Source organism: Halomonas sp. AOP7-E1-9 (assembly GCF_052376035.1).
In the GTDB taxonomy this organism is placed as follows: Bacteria; Pseudomonadota; Gammaproteobacteria; order Pseudomonadales; family Halomonadaceae; genus Vreelandella; species Vreelandella citrativorans.
Genome location: NZ_JBQSVC010000032.1, coordinates 1 through 25622, shown reverse-complemented (window position 1 = coordinate 25622; position 25622 = coordinate 1). Strand labels below are relative to the sequence as shown.

General features: G+C 55.2%; 23 protein-coding genes. 12 read left to right on the top strand and 11 right to left on the bottom strand.

Features of this window, described 5'->3' with window-relative positions:
• Window positions 1–249 precede the first annotated feature (249 nt).
• Window positions 250–2484, bottom strand: a complete 2235-nt coding sequence (locus ACT3R4_RS15090; protein ID WP_441679540.1) for an NADP-dependent isocitrate dehydrogenase — start codon at window positions 2482–2484, stop codon at window positions 250–252.
• 231 nt (window positions 2485–2715) lie between these two features.
• Here ACT3R4_RS15090 and ACT3R4_RS15085 point away from each other — a divergent pair, with 231 nt between their 5' ends.
• From ACT3R4_RS15085 to ACT3R4_RS15050, 8 genes are all read left to right on the top strand, one after another.
• A complete protein-coding gene (locus ACT3R4_RS15085; protein ID WP_441679542.1) occupies window positions 2716–3327 on the top strand; it encodes a pseudouridine synthase in 612 nt (203 codons plus the stop codon).
• Window positions 3324–3779: an NUDIX hydrolase gene (locus tag ACT3R4_RS15080; protein WP_441679544.1), complete on the top strand. Its 456-nt coding sequence runs from the start codon at window positions 3324–3326 to the stop codon at window positions 3777–3779. The genes ACT3R4_RS15085 and ACT3R4_RS15080 overlap by 4 nt, the downstream gene beginning before the upstream one ends.
• 73 nt (window positions 3780–3852) lie before the next feature.
• A complete protein-coding gene (gene mnmA, locus ACT3R4_RS15075; protein ID WP_441679546.1) occupies window positions 3853–5010 on the top strand; it encodes a tRNA 2-thiouridine(34) synthase MnmA in 1158 nt (385 codons plus the stop codon).
• Entirely contained in the window at window positions 5007–5648 is a 642-nt protein-coding gene (gene hflD / locus ACT3R4_RS15070; protein ID WP_087106212.1) for a high frequency lysogenization protein HflD, read from the top strand. The genes mnmA and hflD overlap by 4 nt, the downstream gene beginning before the upstream one ends.
• A 77-nt stretch (window positions 5649–5725) precedes the next feature.
• Window positions 5726–7114: an adenylosuccinate lyase gene (purB, locus tag ACT3R4_RS15065; RefSeq protein WP_087106214.1), complete on the top strand. Its 1389-nt coding sequence runs from the start codon at window positions 5726–5728 to the stop codon at window positions 7112–7114.
• A gap of 30 nt (window positions 7115–7144) precedes the next feature.
• Window positions 7145–8326, top strand: a complete 1182-nt coding sequence (locus ACT3R4_RS15060) for a JmjC domain-containing protein (RefSeq protein WP_441679547.1) — start codon at window positions 7145–7147, stop codon at window positions 8324–8326.
• 335 nt (window positions 8327–8661) lie between these two features.
• A complete protein-coding gene (locus tag ACT3R4_RS15055) occupies window positions 8662–10260 on the top strand; it encodes an isocitrate lyase (protein ID WP_441679549.1) in 1599 nt (532 codons plus the stop codon).
• A 235-nt stretch (window positions 10261–10495) separates the two neighbouring features.
• On the top strand, window positions 10496–10963 hold the full coding sequence (locus ACT3R4_RS15050) for an outer membrane lipoprotein (protein WP_087106221.1): 468 nt from the start codon (window positions 10496–10498) through the stop codon (window positions 10961–10963).
• A gap of 173 nt (window positions 10964–11136) precedes the next feature.
• Here ACT3R4_RS15050 and ACT3R4_RS15045 read toward each other — a convergent pair whose 3' ends face one another.
• Window positions 11137–11415 (bottom strand): hypothetical protein, encoded by a 279-nt coding sequence (locus ACT3R4_RS15045; RefSeq protein ID WP_087106223.1) that lies wholly within the window; start codon window positions 11413–11415, stop codon window positions 11137–11139.
• A gap of 180 nt (window positions 11416–11595) precedes the next feature.
• On the opposite strand from ACT3R4_RS15045, the gene ACT3R4_RS15040 reads away from it, so the two are divergent.
• Complete coding sequence (locus ACT3R4_RS15040; protein WP_087106225.1) at window positions 11596–12078, top strand: FKBP-type peptidyl-prolyl cis-trans isomerase; 483 nt, start codon at window positions 11596–11598, stop codon at window positions 12076–12078.
• Window positions 12079–12131: 53 nt separating this feature from the next.
• Here the strand turns inward: ACT3R4_RS15040 and ACT3R4_RS15035 are convergent, their stop codons facing one another.
• From ACT3R4_RS15035 to ACT3R4_RS15020, 4 genes are all read right to left on the bottom strand, one after another.
• Window positions 12132–13319: an MFS transporter gene (locus ACT3R4_RS15035; protein WP_441679551.1), complete on the bottom strand. Its 1188-nt coding sequence runs from the start codon at window positions 13317–13319 to the stop codon at window positions 12132–12134.
• A gap of 61 nt (window positions 13320–13380) precedes the next feature.
• Window positions 13381–14016 carry a C40 family peptidase gene (locus ACT3R4_RS15030; protein WP_441679552.1) on the bottom strand — a complete coding sequence of 212 codons (636 nt, stop codon included), beginning with the start codon at window positions 14014–14016 and terminating at the stop codon, window positions 13381–13383.
• A gap of 85 nt (window positions 14017–14101) precedes the next feature.
• A complete protein-coding gene (locus ACT3R4_RS15025) occupies window positions 14102–16567 on the bottom strand; it encodes a DUF1266 domain-containing protein (protein ID WP_441679553.1) in 2466 nt (821 codons plus the stop codon).
• Between the two features lie 189 nt (window positions 16568–16756).
• Window positions 16757–16999 carry a GlsB/YeaQ/YmgE family stress response membrane protein gene (locus ACT3R4_RS15020; protein WP_192527808.1) on the bottom strand — a complete coding sequence of 81 codons (243 nt, stop codon included), beginning with the start codon at window positions 16997–16999 and terminating at the stop codon, window positions 16757–16759.
• A 150-nt stretch (window positions 17000–17149) separates the two neighbouring features.
• Between ACT3R4_RS15020 and ACT3R4_RS15015 the strand changes: the two genes are divergently transcribed.
• The 3 genes from ACT3R4_RS15015 (at window position 17150) to ACT3R4_RS15005 (ending at window position 20615) form a co-directional block, all read left to right on the top strand.
• Window positions 17150–18019 carry a D-hexose-6-phosphate mutarotase gene (locus tag ACT3R4_RS15015; RefSeq protein ID WP_441679554.1) on the top strand — a complete coding sequence of 290 codons (870 nt, stop codon included), beginning with the start codon at window positions 17150–17152 and terminating at the stop codon, window positions 18017–18019.
• Window positions 18020–18183: 164 nt separating this feature from the next.
• Window positions 18184–19572 (top strand): YcjX family GTP-binding protein, encoded by a 1389-nt coding sequence (locus ACT3R4_RS15010; RefSeq protein WP_441679556.1) that lies wholly within the window; start codon window positions 18184–18186, stop codon window positions 19570–19572.
• Complete coding sequence (locus ACT3R4_RS15005) at window positions 19569–20615, top strand: YcjF family protein (RefSeq protein ID WP_441679558.1); 1047 nt, start codon at window positions 19569–19571, stop codon at window positions 20613–20615. The genes ACT3R4_RS15010 and ACT3R4_RS15005 overlap by 4 nt, the downstream gene beginning before the upstream one ends.
• A 7-nt stretch (window positions 20616–20622) precedes the next feature.
• Here the strand turns inward: ACT3R4_RS15005 and ACT3R4_RS15000 are convergent, their stop codons facing one another.
• The 5 genes from ACT3R4_RS15000 to ACT3R4_RS14980 form a co-directional block, all read right to left on the bottom strand.
• Window positions 20623–21744: an ABC transporter ATP-binding protein gene (locus ACT3R4_RS15000; RefSeq protein WP_172117196.1), complete on the bottom strand. Its 1122-nt coding sequence runs from the start codon at window positions 21742–21744 to the stop codon at window positions 20623–20625.
• 38 nt (window positions 21745–21782) lie between these two features.
• Window positions 21783–22661 carry a carbohydrate ABC transporter permease gene (locus ACT3R4_RS14995; RefSeq protein ID WP_441679560.1) on the bottom strand — a complete coding sequence of 293 codons (879 nt, stop codon included), beginning with the start codon at window positions 22659–22661 and terminating at the stop codon, window positions 21783–21785.
• Window positions 22654–23580 carry a carbohydrate ABC transporter permease gene (locus ACT3R4_RS14990; RefSeq protein ID WP_192527813.1) on the bottom strand — a complete coding sequence of 309 codons (927 nt, stop codon included), beginning with the start codon at window positions 23578–23580 and terminating at the stop codon, window positions 22654–22656. Before ACT3R4_RS14990 ends, ACT3R4_RS14995 begins: the two co-directional genes overlap by 8 nt.
• A 135-nt stretch (window positions 23581–23715) precedes the next feature.
• Window positions 23716–24975 carry an ABC transporter substrate-binding protein gene (locus ACT3R4_RS14985; RefSeq protein ID WP_441679561.1) on the bottom strand — a complete coding sequence of 420 codons (1260 nt, stop codon included), beginning with the start codon at window positions 24973–24975 and terminating at the stop codon, window positions 23716–23718.
• A gap of 111 nt (window positions 24976–25086) precedes the next feature.
• Window positions 25087–25622: sensor histidine kinase (locus tag ACT3R4_RS14980; RefSeq protein WP_496201228.1), on the bottom strand; the 536-nt coding region annotated here is incomplete at its 5' end.

Genomic DNA, 25622 nt, shown 5'->3' with positions numbered 1-25622 from the left:
CATTGTCATATCAAACATTGGAATAGACATAGATCGCACTGTTGGTTCTCTCAAGACGCATAAAACGACCTAGTCGGAACGACTCCACCTTTGCAGCCGCAAGGGTAACCCGTCAAAGACTATGACGCTTAAGTTCTACAAGGGTTCACATGGCATCCAAAATATCATACTTCAAAAGTCAAAAACCCCCGTTCTTTATTGGAACGAGGGTTTCGCTTTCACGCCCCCATTAACGAGGGCATTTTGGCCTTAACCTTTTGCCACCACGGCTAACGCATCGTTTAACGTTTTGCTCGGGCGCATGGCTTGGCTTGCCAGCTCACCGTTCGGACGGAAATAGCCCTGAATATCAACGGCTTTTCCTTGAACATCGTTAAGTTCTGCAACGATGGTTTGCTCATTGGCTTCCAGCTTCTCGGCCAACTTAGCAAACAGTGCTTTCAGTTCAGCATCGTCATTCTGAGCGGCCAGCGCTTCTGCCCAATAAAGCGCCAAGTAGAAGTGGCTACCACGGTTATCAAGCTCACCTACCTTACGTGAAGGCGACTTGTTGCTATCCAGGAACTTGCCGTTGGCTTCATCAAGCGTTTTCGCCAGCACGGTGGCACGTGCGTTGCCGAAGGTGCTGCCCAGGTGCTCAAGCGATGCCGCCAGCGCAAGGAATTCGCCCAGTGAGTCCCAACGCAGGTGATTCTCTTCCAGGAACTGCTGAACGTGCTTGGGAGCACTACCGCCCGCGCCAGTTTCAAACAGACCACCACCATTCATCAGCGGAACGATAGACAGCATCTTCGCACTGGTGCCCAGCTCCATGATCGGGAACAGGTCGGTCAGGTAGTCGCGCAGTACGTTGCCGGTGACAGAAATGGTGTCTTCGCCTTTGCGGATACGCTCAAGCGATACGGCCATGGCATCGACCGGCGCCAGGATACGAATATCCAGGCCGTTGGTATCGTGATCCTTAAGGTACGCTTCTACCTTTTTGATCAGCTGTGCATCGTGGGCACGATTAGCATCCAACCAGAAAATAGCCGGAATGCCGCTTTCGCGCGCACGCGTCACCGCAAGCTTCACCCAATCCTGAATCGGTGCGTCTTTAGCCTGGCACATACGCCAGATGTCGCCCGCTTCAACGTCATGACTAAACAGCGTATTGCCGTTTTCATCGGTAACCACTACGGTGCCGTCGGCATCGATCTGGAAGGTTTTATCGTGGGAACCGTACTCTTCGGCTTTTTGCGCCATCAGGCCCACGTTAGGCACGCTACCCATCGTGGTCGGATCAAACGCGCCGTGCTTTTTGCAATCTTCAATCACGGCCTGGTAGATCGTCGCGTAGCAACGATCCGGAATAACCGCTTTGGTGTCGTGCAGTTGGTCGTCAGCGCCCCACATTTTACCGGAATCACGAATCATCGCCGGCATGGAGGCATCGATGATCACATCAGAAGGTACGTGAAGGTTGGTAATGCCCTTGTGGGAGTTCACCATCGCCATCGGCGGACGCTCTTTATAAAGCGCTTCGATATCACCTTTGATAGCGTCTTGCTGGTCACTTGGCAGCGACTCAATGGCACTGTAGAGATCGCCAATACCGCTATTAGGGTTAAAGCCAGCTGACTTCAGCGCATCGGCGTGCTTTTCAAGTGCGGCTTTGTAGAACTCTTCAACCACGATGCCAAACATGATCGGGTCGGAAACCTTCATCATGGTGGCTTTCAGGTGGAGCGAGAACAGCACGTTGCGCGCCTTGGCATCGTTGATTTCGCTGTCAATAAAGCTGCGCAGGCGGCGGCTGCTCATGGAGGCCGCGTCAATCACTTCGCCTTCAAGAACGGCCAGGCCTTCTTTCAAGACCGTTTTAGTGCCATCTTTTTGCTGCAGTTCGATCTTGAGCTTGCCCGCTTTTTCCATGACGGCGGATTGCTCGCTGCCGTAGAAGTCGCCTTCGCTCATGTGAGCCACGTGAGACTGAGAGTCGCCGCTCCACTCGCCCATGCGATGCGGGTACTTGCGCGCGTAGTTCTTGACCGACTTCGGCGCACGGCGGTCAGAGTTACCTTCACGCAGCACCGGGTTTACCGCACTACCTTTGGCCTTGTCGTAAGCCGCCTTGATAGCTTTTTCTTCGTCGTTTTTAGGCTCTTCCGGGTACTCCGGCAGCGGGTAGCCTTGGCCTTGAAGCTCTTTGATTGTGGCTTTCAGCTGCGGGCCAGAGGCGCTGATATTGGGCAGCTTAATAATATTGGCTTCAGGCGTAGTCGCTAACTTGCCAAGTTCTGCCAGGTCATCACTAACGCGCTGCTCGTCGTTAAGCAGGTCAGGGAACTGGGCCAGAACACGTGCCGCCAATGAAATGTCGCGTGTCTCGACTTCAATCCCGGCCGGGTCTGTAAAAGCATCGATAATCGGTAACAGGGAATATGTCGCGAGCGCAGGGGCTTCGTCGGTAAGCGTATAAATGATCTTCGGCGTTTGGGACATTTTTGCGTTAACCTCTTTTCTCTGTCGCTTTAGTTATAAAATCCTAAGCTACGCGGCTCATTCGACGATAGACCGTGCCGCGAAGCGCGCTGAGCAGCTCAATCTGGCTGCCTTGATATCACTTCGGTGGTGTTGACGACGACTCCAGCGGTCACGCAGGAGTATACCAGCGCTGCACTTTAACCGCATGAGAGATTGTCGACAAATCTGGCGCACGATGTAAGAGACTTTATGAGCAGCCTATATTTACTCCACAAACCCTACCGCATGCTCTCCCAATTTACCGATAACGAAGGGCGAGCCACCCTGGCTAATGTTATTGACGTGCCCGGTATTTATGCGGCTGGGCGACTTGATTATGACTCTGAAGGTCTCCTGTTACTCAGTGATGACGGCGCGCTCATCCATCGAATTGCGCACCCTCGCCACAAGCAACCCAAAACCTATTGGGTACAGCTTGAAGGCCTGATCGACGACGCCGCGCTTAATGCGTTGCGGGCCGGGATTACGCTGAAGGATGGCCCTACCCGCCCTGCCAAAGCTCGACTAATAGCGCCACCGGCACTTGCCCCCCGCGAACCGGCCATCGACCCCAAGCGCCACCCCTCCACTAGCTGGTTGGAACTGACCATTAGCGAGGGCCGTAACCGCCAGGTACGCCGAATGACCGCCCACGTCGGGTTTCCCACGCTACGCTTGATTCGTGCCTCGATAGGCGCCTGGCAGTTGGGTGATTTACAGCCTGGTGAATGGCGCAAGGAAACCCTGCATGCCCCAAGAAAGGCGCCAGGCCCCCAGCGCTCGGGCAAACCGCCTGCCTCGCGCCAGCGAAAGCCCTCATGAGCGCTACTCGAAGCAGTGCCATTCACAGCACGGCCGCCTGTGTTATTCAGCGCAACGACCGCTTTTTACTGGTTGAAGAAGCCAAGGGCGGCCTAAATACCGTTTTTAACCAACCGGCGGGACATATTGAGTTGGGCGAAGGCCCTATGGCGGCAATAGTACGGGAAGTGCAAGAAGAGACGGCCTGGCAGGTGACGCTTACGGGCTATTTGGGGCTATATGTTTTTCACGCAAAGAATGGCCAGACCTTTCACAGCCACGGGTTTCTTGCCGAGCCGCTTAAGCAGCTAAACACCCCACTGGACCGTGACATTGTGGCGACCCACTGGCTAACGCTTGACGAAATTCGCGCATTAAAAGACGAAAACCGCTTAAGAAGCCCCTTGGTACTCAAACGCATTGAGGACGCTATCTGCGAACGCTGCTATCCATTAAGCGTCATTCAAGAGTGAAGCACTCGAAGCACCAACCCCCCATCGTGTATAATCACCGCCCAATTGCATATCACTTCAACCGAGGATGCCAATGACATCCACCAATGGCTCGCCCACTACCGAGGCGCCCGCCGCAGGCAAAGTAATTGTCGGCATGTCGGGTGGCGTCGATTCGTCTGTCTCCGCTCTTATCCTGCAGCAGCAGGGTTACGAGGTGGAAGGCCTGTTCATGAAGAACTGGGACGAAGACGACGGCACTGAATACTGCACGGCAAAGGAAGACCTTGCCGATGCCGAAGCAGTATGTGCCAAGCTGGGCATCAAGCTGCATACAGCCAACTTTGCCGCCGAGTACTGGGATAACGTGTTTGAGCACTTCCTGGAAGAGTACAAGGCCGGGCGTACGCCCAACCCCGACATTCTGTGTAACCGAGAGATCAAGTTTAAGGTATTTCTTGAATACGCCGAGATGCTGGGTGCCGAGAAGATCGCCACCGGTCACTATGTGCGTGAAGGACGGGTCCGCCAAGGCACCAGTGGTGTTCGCCCGCGCCTGCTTAAAGGGCTGGACGGCAATAAGGACCAGAGCTACTTCCTGCACGCGGTGCCCGAAGCGGCCATTGCCCGCACGCTATTCCCGGTAGGCGAGCTGGAAAAACCCGCCGTTCGTGCGCTTGCCGAAGCGCACGACCTGATCACTGCCAAGAAGAAAGACTCCACGGGTATCTGCTTTATCGGCGAACGGCGCTTCCGTGATTTTTTACAGCAGTATCTACCCGCGCAACCCGGCAAAATTGAAACGCCTGAAGGCGATGTGATTGGCGACCACATGGGGCTGATGTACTACACCCTGGGCCAGCGCCAAGGGCTGGGGATTGGCGGGCTGGCCAACTATTCCGAAGACCCATGGTACGTAGCGACAAAAGATTTAGAGCGCAACGTACTGGTCGTGGTACAAGGCAAGCATCATCCGCTGCTTTTTTCGGATACGTTGGCCACCGAGGCCATGGACTGGGTCGCAGGCGAACCACCCGCGGCGTCAGGCCGGTTTACCGCCAAAACCCGCTACCGGCAGAGCGACTGCCCCTGCGAAATGCGCACGTTGCCCGATGGCGGCGTTGAAGTGACGTTCGATGACCCGCAGTGGGCGGTGACGCCCGGCCAATCGTTGGTACTTTACGATGGCGATATCTGCTTGGGCGGCGGCGTTATTCGCGCGACCTGGAATGCCACGGAGACTGCCGCATGAGCACCCCCACTCCCATTCACCGGGCGCCTGACTCACCCGCTATACGCCAGGCGCTTGCCCTGGCCGGAGTGTTTCAAGCGGCCAGCCTGGTGGATGAGCTAGCGCGCACCGGCCAAGTGGATACCCGCTCCTGGGACACGCTGATTGAAGCGACCGTGGATACCAACCCCGAAAGCTTTGAAGCGATCTATGGTGGCCATCCCAACAACCTGCGCCGTGGCCTTGAAACGCTTGAGGCGCTGGTAGGCCGTAAGCAGGCCAATCCGGTAGTGCTGCGCTACGGTTTTACGATTTTACTGGTCATGAATAAGCTGCGCACCAACAACGACATGATGGATTCTCTGGGCCAGCACCTTACCCGCATTCAGGGTCAGGCCGAACACTTTAGCGCTACCCATGAAAACGTCATCTCAAGCCTCGGCGAAGCTTACAAAGAGACGGTTTCCACGTTTAAAACGCGCATTGTAGTGCAGGGTGACCCCTCATTACTGCAAAGCCGTATGATGCCGGAACGCGTGCGTGCCTGCTTATTGTCAGGCATTCGGTTTGGGCTCTTATGGCATCAGCAGGGCGGACGCCGCTGGAAGTTGATTTTTCAGCGCAAAGCTCTGCGTCGTGCGCTGGATAGCCTCGGTTAGCGCTTTTAAATGGCGGATATTGTGCCTCTTTACTTTTTCCCGACTCACCTGTTCTTGAACTACTTGGAAACGATGCCATGCAACTCTCCGCTTTGACTGCTCTCTCTCCTGTTGACGGTCGCTACAGCGCCAAAGCGTCCGCGCTGCGCGAACACTTCAGTGAATTTGGCCTGATACGCGCCCGTGTAATTGTGGAAGTACGCTGGTTGCAGCGCATGGCGGAGCACAATCAAATCGTTGAAGTACCGCCTCTTTCAGCCGAGGCGACCGCCTTTCTGGAGCAGTTAGTGGGTGAGTTCTCGATTGCTGATGCCGAACGTATCAAAGAGATTGAGCGGACTACCAATCATGATGTGAAAGCCGTCGAGTACTTCCTGAAAGAGAAAATTGCTGGCAACGCCGAATTGAACGCAGTGACCGAGTTCATTCACTTTGCGTGCACCTCGGAAGACATCAACAACCTTTCTTACGGTGTAATGCTGGCCGATGGCCTTAAAGCGCTGTTGCCTACCATGCACGAAGTAGCCGATGAAGTGGCCAAGCTGGCGATTACCCACGCTGCTCAGCCAATGCTCTCGCGCACCCACGGCCAAACGGCAAGCCCCACCACGCTTGGCAAAGAGATGGCTAATGTGGCCTACCGCTTAAAGCGCCAGCTCAAGCAGATCGAGCGCGTTGAGATTTTGGGTAAAATTAACGGCGCCGTTGGCAACTACAACGCTCACCTGACGACCTACCCCGACATCGATTGGGAAGCGAATGCGCGCACCTTCGTCGAAGGGCTGGGGCTAAGCTTCAACCCCTACACGACGCAAATTGAGCCTCACGACTACATTGCCGAGCTGTTCGATGCGGTATGTCGTTTCAACACCATTTTGATCGACTTTGATCGTGACGTTTGGGGCTATATTTCGCTGGGTTACTTCAAGCAGCGCACGGTTGAAGGCGAAATCGGCTCATCCACGATGCCGCACAAAGTTAACCCTATCGACTTTGAAAACTCGGAAGGCAATCTCGGCCTGGCTAACGCCGTACTTGCTCACTTGTCGCAAAAACTGCCCATTTCCCGCTGGCAACGCGACTTGACCGACTCCACCGTGCTGCGCAATTTAGGGGTAGGTTTGGCGTATGGCCTGATTGGCTATCACGCCAGCTTAAAAGGCATCAGCAAACTGGAAGCCAACCCTGAGCGCCTGGCCGCCGACCTGGATAACAGCTGGGAAGTGCTGGCCGAGCCGATTCAAACCGTTATGCGCCGCTACGGTATTGAAAAGCCCTATGAAAAACTTAAAGAGCTGACACGTGGCAAGCGTATTGATCAGGCAGGCTTTGCCGCCTTCATCGATACCCTTGAGCTGCCAGACGACGTTAAAGCAGCGCTAAAAGAGCTTTCCCCAGCAAGCTATATTGGTAATGCACAAGCGCAAGCTGAAGCACTTACTCAACGCCTGGGCAGCTTGTCATAAGCGCTGCGGCCACTCAATTAGGATACCGCCATGAGCCAACACGATAAGCCACTTACCCTGCTGGGCGATTTAACGCCCGAGGACTTCCTGGCCAACTACTGGCAACAGAAGCCGCTGCTGATTCGTGGCGCTATACCTGACTTTCTAAGCCCGATTGATCCTGATGAACTGGCGGGCCTTGCTTGTGAACCGGGTGTAGAAGCGCGCCTGGTAGAAGAAAAAGGCCCCGACAGTGCCTGGCAGGTTTCTCATGGCCCGCTTGATGAAGCTACGTTTGAGCGCCTGCCTGAAGGCCACTGGAGCCTGTTAGTACAGGCGGTTGACCACTATGTACCGTCGGTTGCTGCGCTGATGGATGAGTTCGACTTTCTGCCACGCTGGCGGTTAGACGATATTATGATCAGCTATGCACCGCCGGGTGGCAGCGTCGGCCCGCATATCGACCAGTACGATGTCTTTTTACTACAAGCCAGCGGTCACCGTCGTTGGCAGCTAGGGGGTAAGCAATCCGATGATGCCCCGATTATTCAGGGCATTGACCTGCGTATTCTAGAAACCTTTGAGGTTGAACCAGACTCAGACTGGACATTGGCACCAGGCGATATGCTTTATCTTCCACCAGGTTGGGCGCATCACGGCGTCAGCCAGACCGATGACTGCATGACGATTTCGGTAGGCTTTCGCGCACCGTCTGCCGATGAGTCCATTACCTCTTACGCGGATTACCTGGGCGAGCAGTTGCCTGCTTCAAAGCGCTACAGCGATGCAGGCATGGCGCCCGCAAGCCAGGCCGGTGAGCTGGATGATGCGGCTATCGAGCGCATGCGCCAGTTTATGCTCTCGACGCTGGACAACCCTGAGCAAATGGCGCAGTGGTTTGGCCGCGTGATGACGCAACCCAAATACATGGATCAGGTCGCCCCGCTGGAGTCGCCGTTGGATGAAGCAGCGCTGGTAGCGCACCTGCAAGCGGGTGAACCGCTTTTTGCAATGCCCGGTTCACGCTTTGCCTGGCGTAGCGATTCGCGCGGTACCACGCTGTTTGTCGATGGCGATGGCCATTCCTGCTCTGAAGCGCTTGCCAAGCGCCTGTCAGAATCGGCTCCCTTCTATGAAGACGTTCTTGAGCTTGACGGTGCGGCGGCGTTACTTACCCAGTTGGTTAACACTGGCAGCATGGGCTTCATGGATGAAGAGGAGGACGAAGAGTAGATTCAGCACCTACCCAACGCCTCTCAATATTGAGTGCTAAACGCCATCTTCGGGTGGCGTTTTTTTATGGGCCAGTTACACACCTGACGAAAAACGACTACACAAACACACCATTTTGTTAACCCTCTGTCGTCAAGTTACAACCCCGTCTGCCTCCAAGTGTCAATTGTTGAATCCCTCCTTGTCGTCAATAGTTATTGCACTGCAGCGCTACCAGGTATCTCTGCCTAGACAGAAACCACGCCTTACAGCCGGTAGCCGCTGATAACGTTTTCGCAAGTGCAGCACCAACACACAACCTTGCGAAGTGCTATTTAACCCTGGAGGAATTGCTCATGTCTGGACTACTTAACGATATTAAAGCCATCGCTCAATTACGTGAGGCCCAAAGCGGCAAGTGGGAGGCGATTAAGCCTGAACATGCAGCGCGGATGCGTGCTCAAAACCGTTTTCATACAGGGCTCGATATTGCGCGCTATACCGCCGAAATAATGCGCAATGACATGGCTGCCTACGATGCCGATACGGCACAGTACACGCAGTCACTAGGCTGCTGGCACGGCTTTATTGGTCAGCAGAAGATGATCTCCGTCAAAAAGCATTTCGGCACCACCAAACGCCGCTACCTCTACCTTTCCGGCTGGATGGTCGCTGCCTTACGTTCCGAATTTGGCCCTCTTCCCGACCAGTCCATGCATGAGAAAACCTCGGTCGCCAATCTGATTGAAGAGCTTTACACCTTCTTGAAGCAGGCCGATGCCTGGGAGCTTAACCATCTTTTCCGCGCCCTGGACGACGCAAAAACCAGCGGTGACAGCGCCAAAGAGCAGGAAGTCATTAGCAAAATCGACAATTATGATACTCATATCGTGCCTATTATTGCCGACATTGATGCCGGTTTTGGTAATGCGGAAGCCACCTACCTGCTAGCGAAGAAGTTTATTCAAGCCGGCGCATGCTGCATTCAGCTCGAAAACCAGGTGTCCGACGAGAAACAGTGCGGCCACCAGGATGGCAAGGTCACGGTTCCGCACGAGGATTTTCTAGCCAAAATTAACGCTGTCCGGTACGCGTTTCTTGAGCTCGGCGTGGAAGATGGCGTTATCGTTGCTCGTACGGACTCGCTGGGCGCCGGGCTGACCCAGAAGATTGCCGTGACCCATGAGCCAGGCGACCTCGGCGATCAGTACAACAGCTTTCTGGATGGTGACGTTATCGAGAATGCTGCCGATATCAATAATGGCGATGTGGTTATCAAGCAACACGGCAAGCTGGTCAAGCCCAAGCGTTTGGCATCAGGGCTATATCAGTTTAAAGCTGGATCGGGTGAAGACCGCGTCATTCTTGACTGTATTACCAGCCTGCAAAATGGCGCCGACTTGCTGTGGATTGAAACGGAAAAGCCTCACGTTGGGCAAATTGCCAGCATGGTCAACCGTATCCGTGAAGTGGTGCCCGATGCCAAGCTGGTTTACAACAACTCGCCCTCTTTCAACTGGACGCTCAATTTCCGTCAGCAGGTGTTCGATGCCTGGCAAGCCGAGGGTAAGGATGTGTCCGCCTATCAACGTGACAAGCTAATGAGTGTCGAGTACGACACTACCGAGCTTGGCCAGTTGGCGGATGAATGGACGCGCAATTTCCAGCGTGACTCTTCCCGTGAAGCGGGTATTTTTCACCATCTTATTACGCTGCCCACCTACCACACTGCGGCGCTTTCAACCGACAACCTGGCCAAGGGATACTTTGGTAAAGAGGGTATGCTGGCCTACGTACAAGGTGTTCAGCGAGAAGAGATTCGCCAAGGGATTGCCACGGTAAAACATCAAGACATGGCAGGATCTAATATTGGCGATGACCATAAGGAATTCTTCCACGGCGACGCAGCGCTTAAAGCAGGCGGCAAAGATAATACAATGAACCAGTTTGGCTAATTTAGCCGTACACGCACTCTACGACGAAGTATCTTTATCTCAGGAGGCTTTTTAGCCTCCTTTTTTTATTGTTAGGCATGCACACTGTTTTCTTATTCTCTGTCTACACTGGGATTTACGGCCTTTTGATATTCTCTGGTCTTAATTAGTCAATTCAGTTACTTTTTATAAGCATTGTTCTACCCTTGAAGCACCTGATTACTACTTTTTTAAGCTGCATACTTTGGAGGTTTTAATGAAACGTTTACTACCTGTTGCTGCGTTAAGCATCCTGACCTTGGCCGGGTGTGCCAATACAGCTCCCTACTCAGGTGATGTGTATCGCGGCAACCAAGCCAAAACCAGCCAAAGCGTTACCTATGGCACCATTGTAGCGGTAAGACCTGTACAAATTCAGGCGGATAGCCGTGCGGGAGGCTTGCTGGGCAGTGGCGGCGGCGCCATCATTGGTGGCCTTTTGGGTAGCCAAGTGGGTGGCGGTTCAGGTCGTCAGTTGGCAACCGTTGCCGGCGCTCTGGGTGGTACGATTGCGGGCACCGCTGCTGAAGACCGCGCCAACCGCATCAGCGCACTGGAAATGGAAATCCGCCTTGATGATGGAAGCGACGTGGTGGTGGTACAAGGAGCTGATCACGCCTACCAGGCAGGCCAGCGCGTTCGCCTGATCGGTAGTGGCTCAAACGTAAGCGTCGCTCCGTATTAATAGCGCTTCGCCGATAGGCTTGGGTTTATAGGTCTCGGGCTTGTAGGCCAGGTAAGATGAACATTTACCACGCTGAGTGAGCTATTTGTTTTAATGCAAAAAATGCCCGGCTATCTTTAGCCGGGCATTTTTATTTTCATAGCGGCAATGACATTCGCCGCTTGATAGCTTAATTAGTGCGACATACTGCTCGCCCAATCGGCCAGCTTCACAATTACCCAACCAACCAACGCCAGTAAAATAGCCACAAGCAAAATATCCACCGGACGAACCAGCGTTGTTGCGCCTAATACAGCCAGCGTCGTTACCCACAAGTAGCGATTATCGCCGTGGCTTTTCATCACGTCAGGCAAAAGCCGGTCCAGGCCTTGGCTGATGCCATTGTTCCACTTCTGATTAGCAAAGTAGGCAATCAGGACAAATGCAATAAGCCAAATAAAGAAGATTGTCATAGCAAGCTCCAGTGAGAGTGATCTTAAAGTGGGAAAAGTTGTTGGCTTAGGGTATCCCCGGTGACTGCAAGGCGCAACACCACTATTAGCGAGTAGGCGTAAAAACCCGGCTTCCCCCCCTGACAAGCCGCGCCTCACGCGTTACCATATTGGGACATGCACTCACCGAAAGGTTATCCAATGCAAATTGCGCAAAACTCGGTTGTCGCGTTCCACTATACCCTGACCAACGATGCAGGTGAGGTGCTCGACAGTTCCGAAGGCCGTGAGCCGCTCACGTATCTTCATGGCGCTGGCAACATCATTCCGGGCCTGGAGAAAGAGCTGGAAGGCCGCGCAGCGGGCGACAAGCTGAACGTTAAAGTATCCCCCGAAGAGGGCTACGGCGAAGTTCAAGAGCAACTAGTACAAGAAGTACCGCGTGATGCTTTTCAGGGCGTTGAAAACATTGAGCCGGGCATGCAGTTCCAAGCCCAGACTCAAGGCGGCCCACTGATGGTGACCGTTAAGAACATCGAAGGCGATACCGTCATCGTTGACGGCAATCACCCGCTGGCAGGCCAGCAACTTAACTTTGACGTTGAGATTGCAACCGTACGTGAAGCAAGCCAGGAAGAAACCGAGCACGGTCATGTGCACGGCGAAGGTGGCGTTGAGCACTAAGTGCCCACGTTTGCTAAAAAGGCAGCCTGCGGGCTGCCTTTTTTATGCCTTCTTTAAAGGCAGCAACGGCGCTCGAAATAGCGCATTCCTAGCGTGATGGTTAACGTAACCGTTAATAGAATCCACGAAGCCCAGGCCACACCAAGCCAGCCAGCTCCCTGCCAGAAAGGCTCCAGCCAGAAGCCGCCGAGACTTGCACCTACATAATAAAACACCAGATAAAGGGCTGATGCGCTGCCACGCGCGCCTTGGGCATAGCGCCCCACCCAGCTGGACGCCAGTGAGTGCGTTAAGAAAAAACCAAACGCATTAATCGTTAGACCGACAATAATTAGCACCAGCGAATCATTCAGAGTAACGGCGGTACCTGCCATCAGAATCGCCACGCCTGCCATCATGCAGGTAGCAGGAGACGTGCGCTCGGCCAGTCGGCCAGAAATAGCCGATGCAAAAGTGCCGCCCAAATAGGTCAGGAAAATCAGCCCCAGTCCGCTCGCTGCCAGCGCATAAGGAGTAGCGGCCAAGCGAAAGGTGATGTAGCTATATTGATTGATAAAGATAAGAAAATTGATGCCGCCCAGGCAGTAGGCTGCAAGCAGCACCGGGTTGCGCAAATGCCCGGCCAGGTCTGCCAGCGCGCGGCGAAGCTGAAAACGCTTGGGCTCAAACGCATGGCTATTAGGCAATAAGCGCCAAAATACCGCGCAGCCAACCAGAGTCATCACCCCAACCACAATAAAGGAGGCAGAGGGCCCACCTATCTCCGCGACGGCACCCCCTACGACCCGACCGCTAATACCGCCCAACGTATTGGCGCCAATATAGAGCCCTACGGCGCTTAGCAGCGCAGACTTTTCAAAGGCATCGCCCATCCAGGCAATGGCAACGGCGGGTAGACCGCCTAATACAAATCCCTGAACCAAGCGAAGCAGTAGCAGACTTTCAAAGTTCGGAGCAAATGCCAGCGCCAGCGAACAGCCCCCCGCCAGTAGTAGCGTGATACGCATAATGCCTTCACGGCCTATCGCATCGGAAAGCGGTCCAAAGACCAACAGGGACAAGGCAAGCGACAGCGTAGCAACCGACATCAGCAGGCTGACGCCTAAGGTAGACACCTCGTAGGCCGTTTTAAGCTCGGGCAGTAACGGTTGAGGAACATACAGATTAATAAATACCAGAAATGACCCTAAACACAGGGCCACTGTTGCTCGCCACCAAGCGCGTGTTTTGGCTTCAATCATGCCATTCCCAGGAGTAGACAACTTGCGGGGCTGGAAGCGAAACGCCAACAGCCCTGCCCCTTCACGGCGTGAAGTTACTGCCTAAATAAGCAAGGTTGGTGGGTTCCAGCGCCCGACGTGACTGCCAGTAATAACGCTGCCAGTAGCTGTTATCCAAACTGGAAATGATGACGCCTTGTGAGGTAGAGGCATGTAAAAAGTAGCCATCTCCGACATAGATACCCACATGGTTATAACGCCCTGGCGGACGGAAGAAAACCAGATCGCCCGCCTGCAGCTCTTGGCGGTCGATCGAGCGTCCCTCATGTATCTGGCCCGAAGTGGAACGGGGTAGTTCTAAATTAAACGTATCGCGATAAACATTACGTACCAGCGCCGAACAGTCGATTCCTCGCTCTGACGTCCCGCCGATGCGGTAAGGCGTCCCCGACCATCGCTGGTGCTGTTCCAGTAGTGCCTGGCGCACCAGAGTCGGTGGTGGTGTCTGAAAACTACGTAGCTGGTCTAATGAATTACTGACGGGTGACATCTGAGGACTAACGCCTTTCGCCATTCCTGGCAGCGTCATCGAGAAATAGTCCTCGGGCGGCTCGATAGATTGATGCGAAGAGCCTGCACAGCCAGTCAGAAAAGCAATGACAACACAAACACTTACAACACGGACAGCGGTCACAGCGGGGTGTGGCAACGCAACCATGCGATTAACCTCGTACTATTATGGTGAAGGTAGGGTAATTAACACGCGTTAAACTATAAGCTAGACAATGCATGGTTGGCGAGTCTCAATGTAATGTTCGTGAATCACCGGGTAAGGTGTCGATATGCAGCGGCGCAAAATGGCGCGGTTTATTACCCGGAAAATCGAGGCTTGCCCAAGGGCCCGCAAGGATCGGTGCACCGCACACCCAAGCCACCATGGCTTGACGAAATCCGGCTAAAAAGCTGTCACGTTCGGGTGTTTCACCCATAAAAAACGAGAATCCAGCATACATTCCTGCGGCATACTCTTGCCAGCCAGCATAGTGATTAGCCGCCAAATGGTGCGCACGGTCCAGCACCTCGGCAAATGCCTGGCTTTCCAGCCAACCCAACTGCCGGGCAGCGATCGCCAAATCGACAAGCTGAGCAATATCCCATGCGGCCATGTCAACATCATTACAGCTATCTTCATTACCCTGCACACGCCGTAGGCGAAGCAGATGGTGGCGATCTTCTTCGGCACAGTCACCCGATTCCAGAATCGCGATTTCCGCCTCTAGACGCTCCGGGTTCAGCGTATAGGGGGCATAGTTGATCTGATACTCCTGGCGGTCGCCAGCCTCCAACATAAAGGTTAGAAACTCTTGCATATCGGCGGCACTACTCAAGTGATAGTGACTCTCCACCCACTCTTTAATGTCCGCGCACTCGCGCGCACTTTCTGGCTGAGGCTCACTCCACACGGCGCTATTAAGCGGCCCAACCAGTGACATGGCCGTAAAATGGGTAAGCGTTGGCCGCCCGCCTGGCTCGCACCAGACATCGGGGCGCCAGTCCAGCCAGTAAAAGAGGCTCCCTGGATCATCCAGGTGCCAAGCGATCTCGTTAATTAACGAGGTATGCTCAGGCTCCGGCAAGCAGCTTTCCCAGGCAAACCAGGCTTCCAGCAACCGCTTGGGGTTAGGGTAAAAACGGCACAAGCAGCTACGTAGTTCACGGGCATAAGCAAGCAGCGGCTCACGCTCGAATAAACCGCTATCCAGCGACATGTGCAAATAGAAGGCAAACTTTTCCGCCATATGGATAGTGGCCGCATGACGGCTGACACCCTTCACCGCATTACGCTGCTTCAACTCGTCTGACGTGGGCTGACCAAACAGCGTGTGTGATGGTGGCAACACGCCGTGCACCGCATCGGCCGCTAACTGATTAAGATGATGTGCCTGGGCAGGCAGCCAGTAACGGGCTAGAACAGCAGGGCCCTCATCCGCATGCAGGCCAAGTGACTCTTGAAGGTAAAGCGCGGCATCTGCTCGGCGCTGTTCGGCAATGGGTGCGCCGGGGTTTAGCTGGCGCAGCATGACATCGGGTTCACGTACCCCCGCTAACGCCAGCAGCCAGTGATGGGACGTATTGCGCCACGCTTTGACACGCTGTTGTGATGCTTGGCGACTCGTCTCATTCAACAGCGTAGAGGGCGGGCAGGCCCATGGGCTATGTGCGGCGTTGAGCAGTAAGACGTGATGAGGATTAGGCGTCATATCGCGTCGGTCGACACCCTCAAAAAGGCTCTGACCGCGCATATAGGCTTTTAGAATAGCGCGCCAGTCGTGGTAGCGATGATTCATTAGGTCCGCTGCGTGGCATGCAAGATCATCCGCTTCTGCCTGGCTTAACCAACCACAGCAAGCACCGGCCCAGGCAATCTCCACCAGCCGCAGCCAGTCCCACGCGGCCCACTCAAGCGGCTCGCCTTGGCTTACAAACGCGTTGAGGACACCCGCGTAGGGCGAGTCTTCTATTTCATCCTGCTGCCAAGCAAGCCGTTGGGCGTTATCCATCCCCAGCAGCTCACGAGCTTCAATATCCCAGCGCTGACGCTCTCCCTGAGCGCTCAACCATAGCGCCACTTCGAGTAGCTGCTCGCGGTCATTGATCTGCCAAATGCGCTCAAGCCAGTGGTCGGCTTCCGGCCAATCGGCTCGGTTTGCGGGGTAGCTAATAATGGGGCGAAACAGCGCACATAAACGCCACACCTGCGCTTCTGTCGCCTGGGGCCATAACGGCGCCGGTGCGGGCAACTGTGCCAGCGTATGTTCAAGCCTTTGCCAGGTAATCCCTTCGTCTTCGCTTTCCAGTGCTGAGAGTGCCTGGCAGGCGTCAATAAAACGATCATCCGCGCCGGTTTCCCAGCCCTTGGCGCCCAGCACCCGGCGCAGCTCTGAAAGCCAGCCGCGTAAATCGCTGTAGTCAGCGGTAATACGGCGGATAACATGGTGCGCCCAGGCATGAGCCTGATCGGCATTTAACCACCCTGCTGCCCCGGCCAACGCCGACCACTCAAGCGCACCCAATAAGCGGTCCGCTTCTCCTGTCGAAGCGCCTAACGCATGAAAAAGCTGTTCGGCCAGCTCGTTACGGCTGGTAATACCCAGTTGCAGCAAACGCTGCTCAGCAGCTTGCGTATCCACCGAGAGCGGATGCGGGGTAAATGCCCAATCACACAGCACCAGCTGTTGGGCCCACCAAGCGTTTAACGCGTCGACCAAGAGACACCTCGAAACAAAAAATCTACCAGCAGTGCGCTAGAGCAAAGCGCCTTAGTGTAACGGAAAGTGGTGGCAAGACCGATAGCTAAACTGACCGATTGGTGCAAAACGACACTGCCCGACACAAGGCCGGGCAGCAAATGATATCGAACCAGTGCGCCGCTTAAGCACGGCGTCTTTTATTTAACGCTACGCACTTCGCACTTTACTAATAACCCACAGCAGTACGACAGCCCCTACCGTAGCGGTCACTAGCGAGCCAATAAAGCCGCCCGCCTGCAAGCCTAGCAAACTAAACAAAAAGCCACCTAACACGGCCCCAACGATACCCACACCGATATTGCCCAGGATGCCGAAACCGCCGCCGCGCATGATATTGCCAGCGATCCAGCCAGCCAAACCACCAATAATTAACCACGCAATAAAGCCCATAGTGCCTCCTTGATATCCACTTTTCAGGGTTTTACCTATGTCTCTTACCTGCCAACCTAGGCGTTTTACCTACTCATTATGCTTGTCCTACCATAGCACACAGCGCGACAATCCTGCCTGATTTGATACACACCCTTTTAAGGAACGCTCATGACCCCTGATTCACTCGTAACTCTTATGGCTAGCGTAGACGGCCAGCAAATAGCGACGTGGGAAGGACGCAATGTCGCTCTTTTCAATATGCCCTGGGGCGAACTTGCCATTAGCCTACAAGGTGCTCAAGTGCTTCACTTCAAACCTGCCAATGATACCGGCTGGCTTTGGGTAACACCGACACCGCCCGCAATGCCCGACGTTATACGCGGCGGCATCCCATTATGCTGGCCCTGGTTTGCAGACGAGCGCTACGCCGACGAAAGTCCTGAGCGCGACGGCCCATTCCACGGTTTGGCTCGCCAAGCCAGTTGGCGGCTGGACGCCGTTGATGAGCACGCAGAGGGAATTGAGGTGCACCTTTCTCCCGAGCACCCTCTGCACAACCAACTCACCGCACGCGTGGTGGTTCAGGCCAACGCGCAGCGCTTAAATGTTGAGCTTATCAGTGAAAATATCGGCGATGCGCCGGTTAAAACCAGCGGTGCACTGCACACCTATTTAGCCGTTGATGACGTGCATCAGTGTCGTGTGGAAGGTCTTGCGGGCGCCCGTTACCTGGACAAACTGCGTGATTTTGCGGAGTCCGAGCAACAAGGCACGCTGGCTATCCGTGGCGGCATCGACCGAATTTATCACAGCAATGAAGCCGTGCTTCTAGATGATGGCGTGCGCCGCTTGCGCGTTGCCAAGCAGTCAAGTGATTCAACCGTGGTGTGGCACCCCGGTGCGAACCCTCCCGGCGACACACCTGCTGACGCCGCGCGCCATTTTTTGTGCATTGAAGCCGCCAACACGCGCCTTGACCCGGTGTGGCTGGTACCAGGCGCCCAGCACCTGCTGGGGACAACGCTAAGTCGCGGTTAATGCACGGTTCATCAACCCTTGGCTATGCTATTCACTATGCTAGCAACCAAATTAGCCATTACGTTTGCAACGCCGCCAGCCACTAATGTTCGCTCACTACGTGAGCCGCTTACGGCCACGGCCCCATGACTTCTGAATTCAGGATTAACAAAAGGAACGCCAGGATGCGCCAGCCGTTAAGCCGCGAACTGAGTAACTTACTGGAACGAGGCCGAGACCGTCAGCTGCGCTTAGCGGTAACAGGGCTATCACAAGCGGGCAAAACGGCGTTTTTAACCTCGTTGGTGAACCAGCTACGTCATGCGGGCGTCGAGGCAAGGCTGGATTTACTGCCCGCCGCCCGAGATGGCCGCTTACTGGGCGCACAGCGGCTTAATCAACCCGATCTTGGCGTCCCCCGCTTCCCCTACGACCCGGGCATGGCAGCACTGCGCGATACGCCGCCGCGCTGGCCCGAACCGACACGGGGCATCAGCGAATTACGCCTGCAGTTGCGCTATCGGCCTGCGCAAAACGGCTGGCTGTCACCGGATATCGCCCATTTAACTCTGGACCTGTTTGATTACCCGGGCGAATGGCTGCTCGATTTACCGCTGCTGCAGCACGATTTTTACAGCTGGTGCCAGGCCCAGCCCTTGTTGGAAGGCGAGCAGCGGCGCGCACTCTTCAGCGAGTGGTTAGACGCGGTGAAAGCTTTAGACCCCGCTGCTGAAGCGGACGAAGCGCAACTGGCGCACTTGGCTGATGCCTATGCGCAAGGGCTTCGTCGTGCCAAGGCAGCGGGCTTTTCGGACCTTCAACCAGGGCGTTTTTTGCTTCCCGGTGAGCTGGCGGGCGCCCCGGTGCTGCAGTTTTTCCCCCTGCCCCATCTTGATGCTTCCAGGGAAATGCTCAACAACCTGCCCCAAAGCAGCCTTTACGCCACGCTTGCTGCCCGTTTTCGCTACTATCAGCAACAGGTGGTGAAGCCCTTCTATCGTGATCATTTCAGGCGTTTTGATCGCCAGATTGTACTGGTCGATGTACTGGGTGCACTGAACGCCGGGCCAGAACGGTTTGAGGACCTTTCCCGTGCGCTGCGTCAATTAATGCAAAGCTTCGACTACGGCAAACGCAGCCTGCTATCGCGTCTGTTCGCACCCAAAATTGACCGTTTGGCCATCGCCGCCACCAAAGCGGATCACGTAACGCCAGACCAGCACGGCCATGTTGTACAGTTACTGGAAGCGCTGCTAGCCGAACCGCTGAAGGATTTACGCTTTGCCAACGTGCCGGTAAAAGCACTGTCGCTTGCTGCTATTCGGGCCACCGAGGCACGCGAAGTATTGCAAGATGGAAAACGCTCCTCGGCGCTACGCGGCACGACGCTTGAGGGCGAAGACGTGCTGGTTTACCCAGGCGATGTCCCGACCCGCCTGCCCAATGCCAACTTCTGGCAGCACCAGGGCTTTGACTTCCCCAGCTTTCGACCCATGCCATCGACATCGGATGCACTGACACATATTCGAATGGACGCCGCCATTGATTGGCTGATTGGAGATAAACTCGCATGACCGACCCACAGCCACGGCGTAATTTTCGCCTGCACGATACGCCCGACACGGTTACCGAGCAGGAAACCCGCCTACGCCAGCAGCAGCGCTTTGAAGCAACCGACGATGACCAGCCCCTTATAACGGCGGCCGAGGAACAGGCGTTGCCCGCTACCAGCCTGGGCGCCCCACGCAAACGCCGCTGGGGGTTAATGTTTGCCTTGGCAGGTGGAGCCACGCTGGGCATCATCGAACTGGCCACCGGCATTCCCGATGCGCTTTCCCAGTCAGCGTGGATGAATTTGGCGTGGCAGCTGTTTGGCATCAGTCTGATTGGCTTAGGGGGCATGTCACTGATCAGAGAACTCGGCCGATTAAGGCGTCTGAAACGCCATGATCGACTGCGTAGCGATTTAGCTGAACTGCCCCAACGCTCGCCCCATCAGGCAAAGAAAATGGCCGAAGCGCTTCGCCAGCAATTAAAGCTTTCAGCGGACGATCCCCACTGGCAAGCGTTTGAGCGCGCCTGTGAGCCGCATCATAACGGAGAGGAAGTTCAGGCGCTGCTGCGCCACCACTTGTTGGCACCCCGCGATCGTGAGGCGCAGCGTCTGATAACCCGTATGTCGGGGGAAACCGCCATTATGGTGGCAATCAGCCCCCTTACGCTGGTGGATATGGCGCTGGTAGCCTGGCGCAGTCTCGCCATGGTCGACAGGTTATGCCGGCTTTACGGCCTGGAACTTGGTTACGCCAGCCGCTTACGTCTGTTTAGAAATGTGTTGCGCAACATGGCGTTTGCAGGCGTAAGCGAACTCGCCGCCGATGCCAGTATGGATATGCTCTCGCTGCACCTGGCTGGCCGAATTTCCACTCGCGCAAGCCAAGGCCTGGCCACCGGGCTGCTCAGCGCCCGTTTGGGGCTACGCGCCCAACGCCTCTGCCGCCCGGTAGCCTTTATACCCGAAGAGCAACCCAGAATGGCCGACCTGCGCCAGGACCTCTGGCGTCAGATCAAACGGTTGGATAAAGAGCCTGCCCCGGCCACACGGGCCAGGGAGTAGTCACTGGCTAAGCGATTCGCTGCTCGCTCACCGCATCAAACAGAATGGCTTGTTCCATATCAATACGCAGCGCCAGGCGCGTTCCGGCGACAACCGGGCATTTAGGACCAACGCGGGCAGTAACTTCCTGCTCGCCCAGCGGCAACCGCAGCAGGATATCCGCGCCGGTCGGCTCTACCACGCTGATATGTGCGTTCAGCAGCGTGCCCTCAGCCTGCGCCGTTAGACGCACATCCTCTTCGCTAAAGTGTTCTGGGCGCAGGCCAAGAATGACCGGTTGATTAAGACGCTCATCCATACCGGGCGTCGCACGGCTTTCAGGCCAGGGAAGCAGCAGATCCATCTCACCTGGCGTTGTAATTCGCAGCTGGTAGCGGCCGTTCTCTTTTTCCAGCATCGCGCGAATAAAGTTCATGGAGGGCGACCCCATAAAGCCCGCCACGAACATATCGACCGGATTGTTATAAACCTCATCAGGGCTGCCAAGCTGCAGGATATTGCCATCACGCATGACGGCAATGCAGTCGGCCAGCGTCATTGCTTCTACCTGGTCATGAGTAACGTAAACAATCGTAGTGCCTAGGCGCTGGTGGAGCTTTTTGATTTCGGTGCGCATATCAACGCGCAGCTTGGCATCCAGGTTAGAAAGCGGCTCATCGAACAGATAGACCTTGGGCTCCCGCGCCAGCGCCCGCCCCATCGCCACCCGCTGGCGCTGCCCCCCGGAAAGCTGGGCAGGCTTGCGCTCCAGCAAGTGAGTGATTTGCAGTAAATCTGCCACGCGCTCTACCGAGGCTTCGCGTTCGGCTTTGGGCACTTTACGCATCTCTAACCCGAAGCTAATGTTCTGGCGCACGGTCATGCTGGGATAAAGCGCATAGGACTGAAACACCATGGCGATATCGCGCTCGGCAGGCGTGTTAAAGGTGACGTCTTCGCCATCAATCAAAATATGGCCGCTGGTCACCGGCTCAAGCCCGGCAATCGCGTTCATTAGCGTGGACTTGCCGCAGCCAGAAGGCCCGACCAGAATCAAAAAATCACCGGAATTAATCGAAATACTGACGTCTTTCAGCACTCGCTCGCTGCCAAACTCTTTACGAACGTTGCGAATTTCTAATGTCGACATAAAAAACACCCTGTTTTGTTATCAGGCTCTTCTCAGAACTAGCCTTTGACGGAACCGGCGGTTAACCCACGCACGAAGTATTTGCCTGCCAGTACGTACACCACCAGGGTGGGTAGCGCTGCGATCATCGCCGCTGCCATATCGACGTTATATTCACGTACGCCGGTGGAAGTGTTGACAAGATTATTAAGTGCCACGGTCACGGGCTGAGTGTTGTGGGCCGAAAAGGCCACGCCAAACAAAAAGTCATTCCAGATTTGAGTGAACTGCCAAATCACCGAGACGACGATGATCGGTGCAGAAACCGGCAGCAGGATTCGCCAGAAAATGCGGAAGAATCCGGCGCCGTCCAACTTCGCAGCCGACACAAGCTCGTTGGGAATACCCACATAAAAGTTACGGAAGAAGAGCGTGGTAAACGCAATCCCAAACACCACATGCACCAGTATCAAGCCAGCACGTGAGCTGGAAATGCCCAGCCAACCCAGGGTTTGCGCCATGGGCAGCAACACCACCTGAAAGGGAATGAAGCAGCCGAACAGCATTAACGCAAACACCAATTCGGACCCCTTAAAGCGCCATTTGGTGAGCGCGTAGCCGTTAAGGGCGCCGATGGTGGTTGAGATCAATACCGCGGGTATAACGATCGCAAAGGAGTTCCAGAAATAACCGCCGACGCCATCGCAACGCATGCCGGTACAGGCTTCTCCCCAGGCTTTTGTCCAGGGCGCGAGGGTCGGATTTTGTGGCCACGATAAAAGTGTCCCGGCGCTGATTTCACTAAGCGGCTTCACCGAGGTCATCAACATCACGATAAGCGGCAGGATATAAAACAGCGCAGCAAGAATCAGCACGCCATACAGCACACCCCGGCCCAAGCGTGCCGCGAAGGTTTGGCGACGAATGACATTATCCATGCTTACGGCTCCTTAATTCGGAGTAGAGATAAGGAATCAAAATCGCCAGCACGCCCCCGAGCATGAGCATGGCACTCGCAGACCCCAAGCCAATCTGGGCGCGATTAAACGCGTGGGCATACATAAAGGTGGCCGGTAAATCAGTCGCGTACCCAGGCCCGCCGCCAGTGAGTGCAATTACCAGGTCAAAACTTTTGATCGCAATATGCGCCAAAATCATTACGGCACTAAATACCACCGGGCGCAGGCAGGGCATTACCACACGCCAGTAAATGCGCGGCAGGCTTGCACCATCTAACTGAGCCGCTTTGACAATGCTGTCGTCGATGCCGCGCAGCCCGGCCAGAAACAGCGCCATGACAAACCCGGATGCCTGCCATACGGCAGCAATGACCAGCGTGTAGATCGCCATATCCGGGTCAATAATCCAGTCAAAGCGAAAGGACTCAAAACCCCAGCTCTGCACCATCGCTTGAATACCCAGCTGTGGGTTAAGCAACCACTTCCACACCACGCCAGTGACGATGAATGACAGCGCCATAGGGTAGAGATAAATGGTGCGCAGTGCGCCTTCCTGGCGAATTTTTTGATCCAGCAAAATGGCCAAAAACGCACCGATCACCAGACAAATGGCCACAAACAGCACGCCAAATATCATCAAGTTAGTGGAGGCAACCCACCAGCGATCGTTCGCCATTAAACGGGCATATTGACCAAAGCCTACAAAATCGTAGCTGGGCAGCATGCGCGAGCTGGTCAACGAGAGCACGAAGGTCCACAGCATAAAGCCGTAAACAAAAAACAGCGAAATTGCTACCGACGGCGCCAACACCAGGCGCGGAAGCCACGCCTGCAAACCACCAGAAGATGTTGACCGCTTGGCACCAGGCCCTAAGCGCAGCGCAGAGGTATTTTTCATGGGGAGGTAACTCTTATAAAAAGAAGTGGCTTACCCGTAAACTCAAGCGCCGCCGTTGCGGCGGCGCCCTACAGCATTTCCTGGCGGCATTGCCTGCCCCCTATCTGGGTCAGGCTAAGCCAAGCGAAAAGTGCGTTAGAATGAAGCCGCTTGCGCTGCGCTTACCATACGTTCAGCGGCTTCTTCAGCGGTCATGTCAGCGCTATTGAAGTAGTTAGTTACTACGTCAAAAATAGCCCCTTGTACATCCGCACGAACGGCCATACCGTGCGCCATACTGGGCACTAAACCGCCCTCTTCAGCGGTGCGCTGAAAATCGGCCAGCGACTGCTGGGCACAGCTATCGAACTCGCTCATCTCCAGATCAGGACGCGCTGGGATTGAGCCTTTCGCCAGGTTGAAGGCTTCCTGGAAAGTAGGTTCAAGTACCAAACGTGCCAATGCCTGTTGTGCCTCACGCTCGCCGTCATCCGTCACCCGGAACATGGCTAGACTATCAATGTTGAAGGTAAATGCGTCTTCAGTGCCGGGTGCCGCTGCACACAGATACTCTTCACCGGCTGTCAGTCCCGCCGCGGTAAACTCACCTTTGGCCCAGTCGCCCATCAACTGCATACCTGCCACGCCTTCAATCACCATCGCAGTGGCAATGTTCCAGTCACGCCCAGGCATACCTTCGTCCATTAGCTCACGCAGACGCTTAAAGTCTTCCAGCGACTCGATCATTTGATCGCCGCCCAGCGCTTCCGGATCTAAATCCACCAACGCCGCTTGGTAAAACTCACTGCCTTGACCACCTAATAACACGCTTTCAAATACCGTAGCGTCTTGCCAGGCTTGGCCACCGTGCGCCAGCGGCACAAAGCCCGCTTCGCGAATGGCCTCTCCCGCGACAAACAGCTCGTCCAGGGTCGTTGGCATTTCAACCCCAGCAGCGTCCAGTACTTCAGGGTTGGCCCAAAGCCAGTTCACCCGGTGGACGTTAGCAGGTACCGCCACATACTGACCGTCATAGCGCATGATATTGGCGACAACCTCAGGCAGCAGTTCATTCCAGCCTTCGGCGTCTGCGACATCATCAAGATTACCTAACAGACCCAGCTCGCCCCACTCCTGGATTTCAGGCCCCTTGATTTGAGCCGCTGAAGGAGGATTCCCAGACATGGCACGCGACTTGAGCACGGTCATCGCCGTTTCACCACCGCCCCCGGCGACAGCAAAATCCTGCCAGCCATAACCTTCCGCTTCCATCAGCTCTTTAAGCACGTTGGCAGCGCGGGCTTCACCGCCGGAGGTCCACCAGTGAAGTACTTCGACGTCATCGGCGTGAGCTGTCGCGGCAAGTGTAGCCCCGGCTAAGGCGAGTGCGAGGGTGGTTTTCTTAAACATCGGCATTGCGTCGCTCCTGATATTGTTATTGTCCTCTCGGACGGTCGGCCTTTAGAAGGTTACTCCAGGAAAAGCAGCAACGTGAGTTACCGAGTGCTGCATAGTGTTGGAGGTTTATTACAAACCCGTAATAGTTTCCTGACGCGGTAGCGTAAGGGTCACGATTAGGCCTTGTTCGGCATGGTTGGCAAGCTGAATATTGCCACCGTGTGCCCGGACGATATGCTTGGCAATGCCTAACCCCAAGCCGCTACCACCGGTATGGCGGCTGCGAGAGGGTTCCAGCCTTACAAAGGGCGAAAACACGCGTTCTAGCTGCTTTTCAGGAATGCCCGGGCCGTAATCGCGTATCTGTAAGGTGACGCTTTCCTCCTCATCAAACAGATAGATATCCGCCTGCTTACCGTAAAAAATCGCGTTCTCAAGCAAATTGGCCAGGCAACGCTTTAGCGCTAGAGGCTTGGCAACAATCGGCTCGATGTTGACGGCACTCTGGCGCTCAATCTTGACCTCCCCCCCTTGCAAGCTAAGCGCCTCGGCCAGTTCTTCAAGCAGTTGCTCCAGGGAGACAGGCACTGGTTCTTCATGCAGGTCCAGCCCTTTTACCGATGCCAGCGCGCCTTTTACCAAACTATCCAATTCGTCCAGAGAGG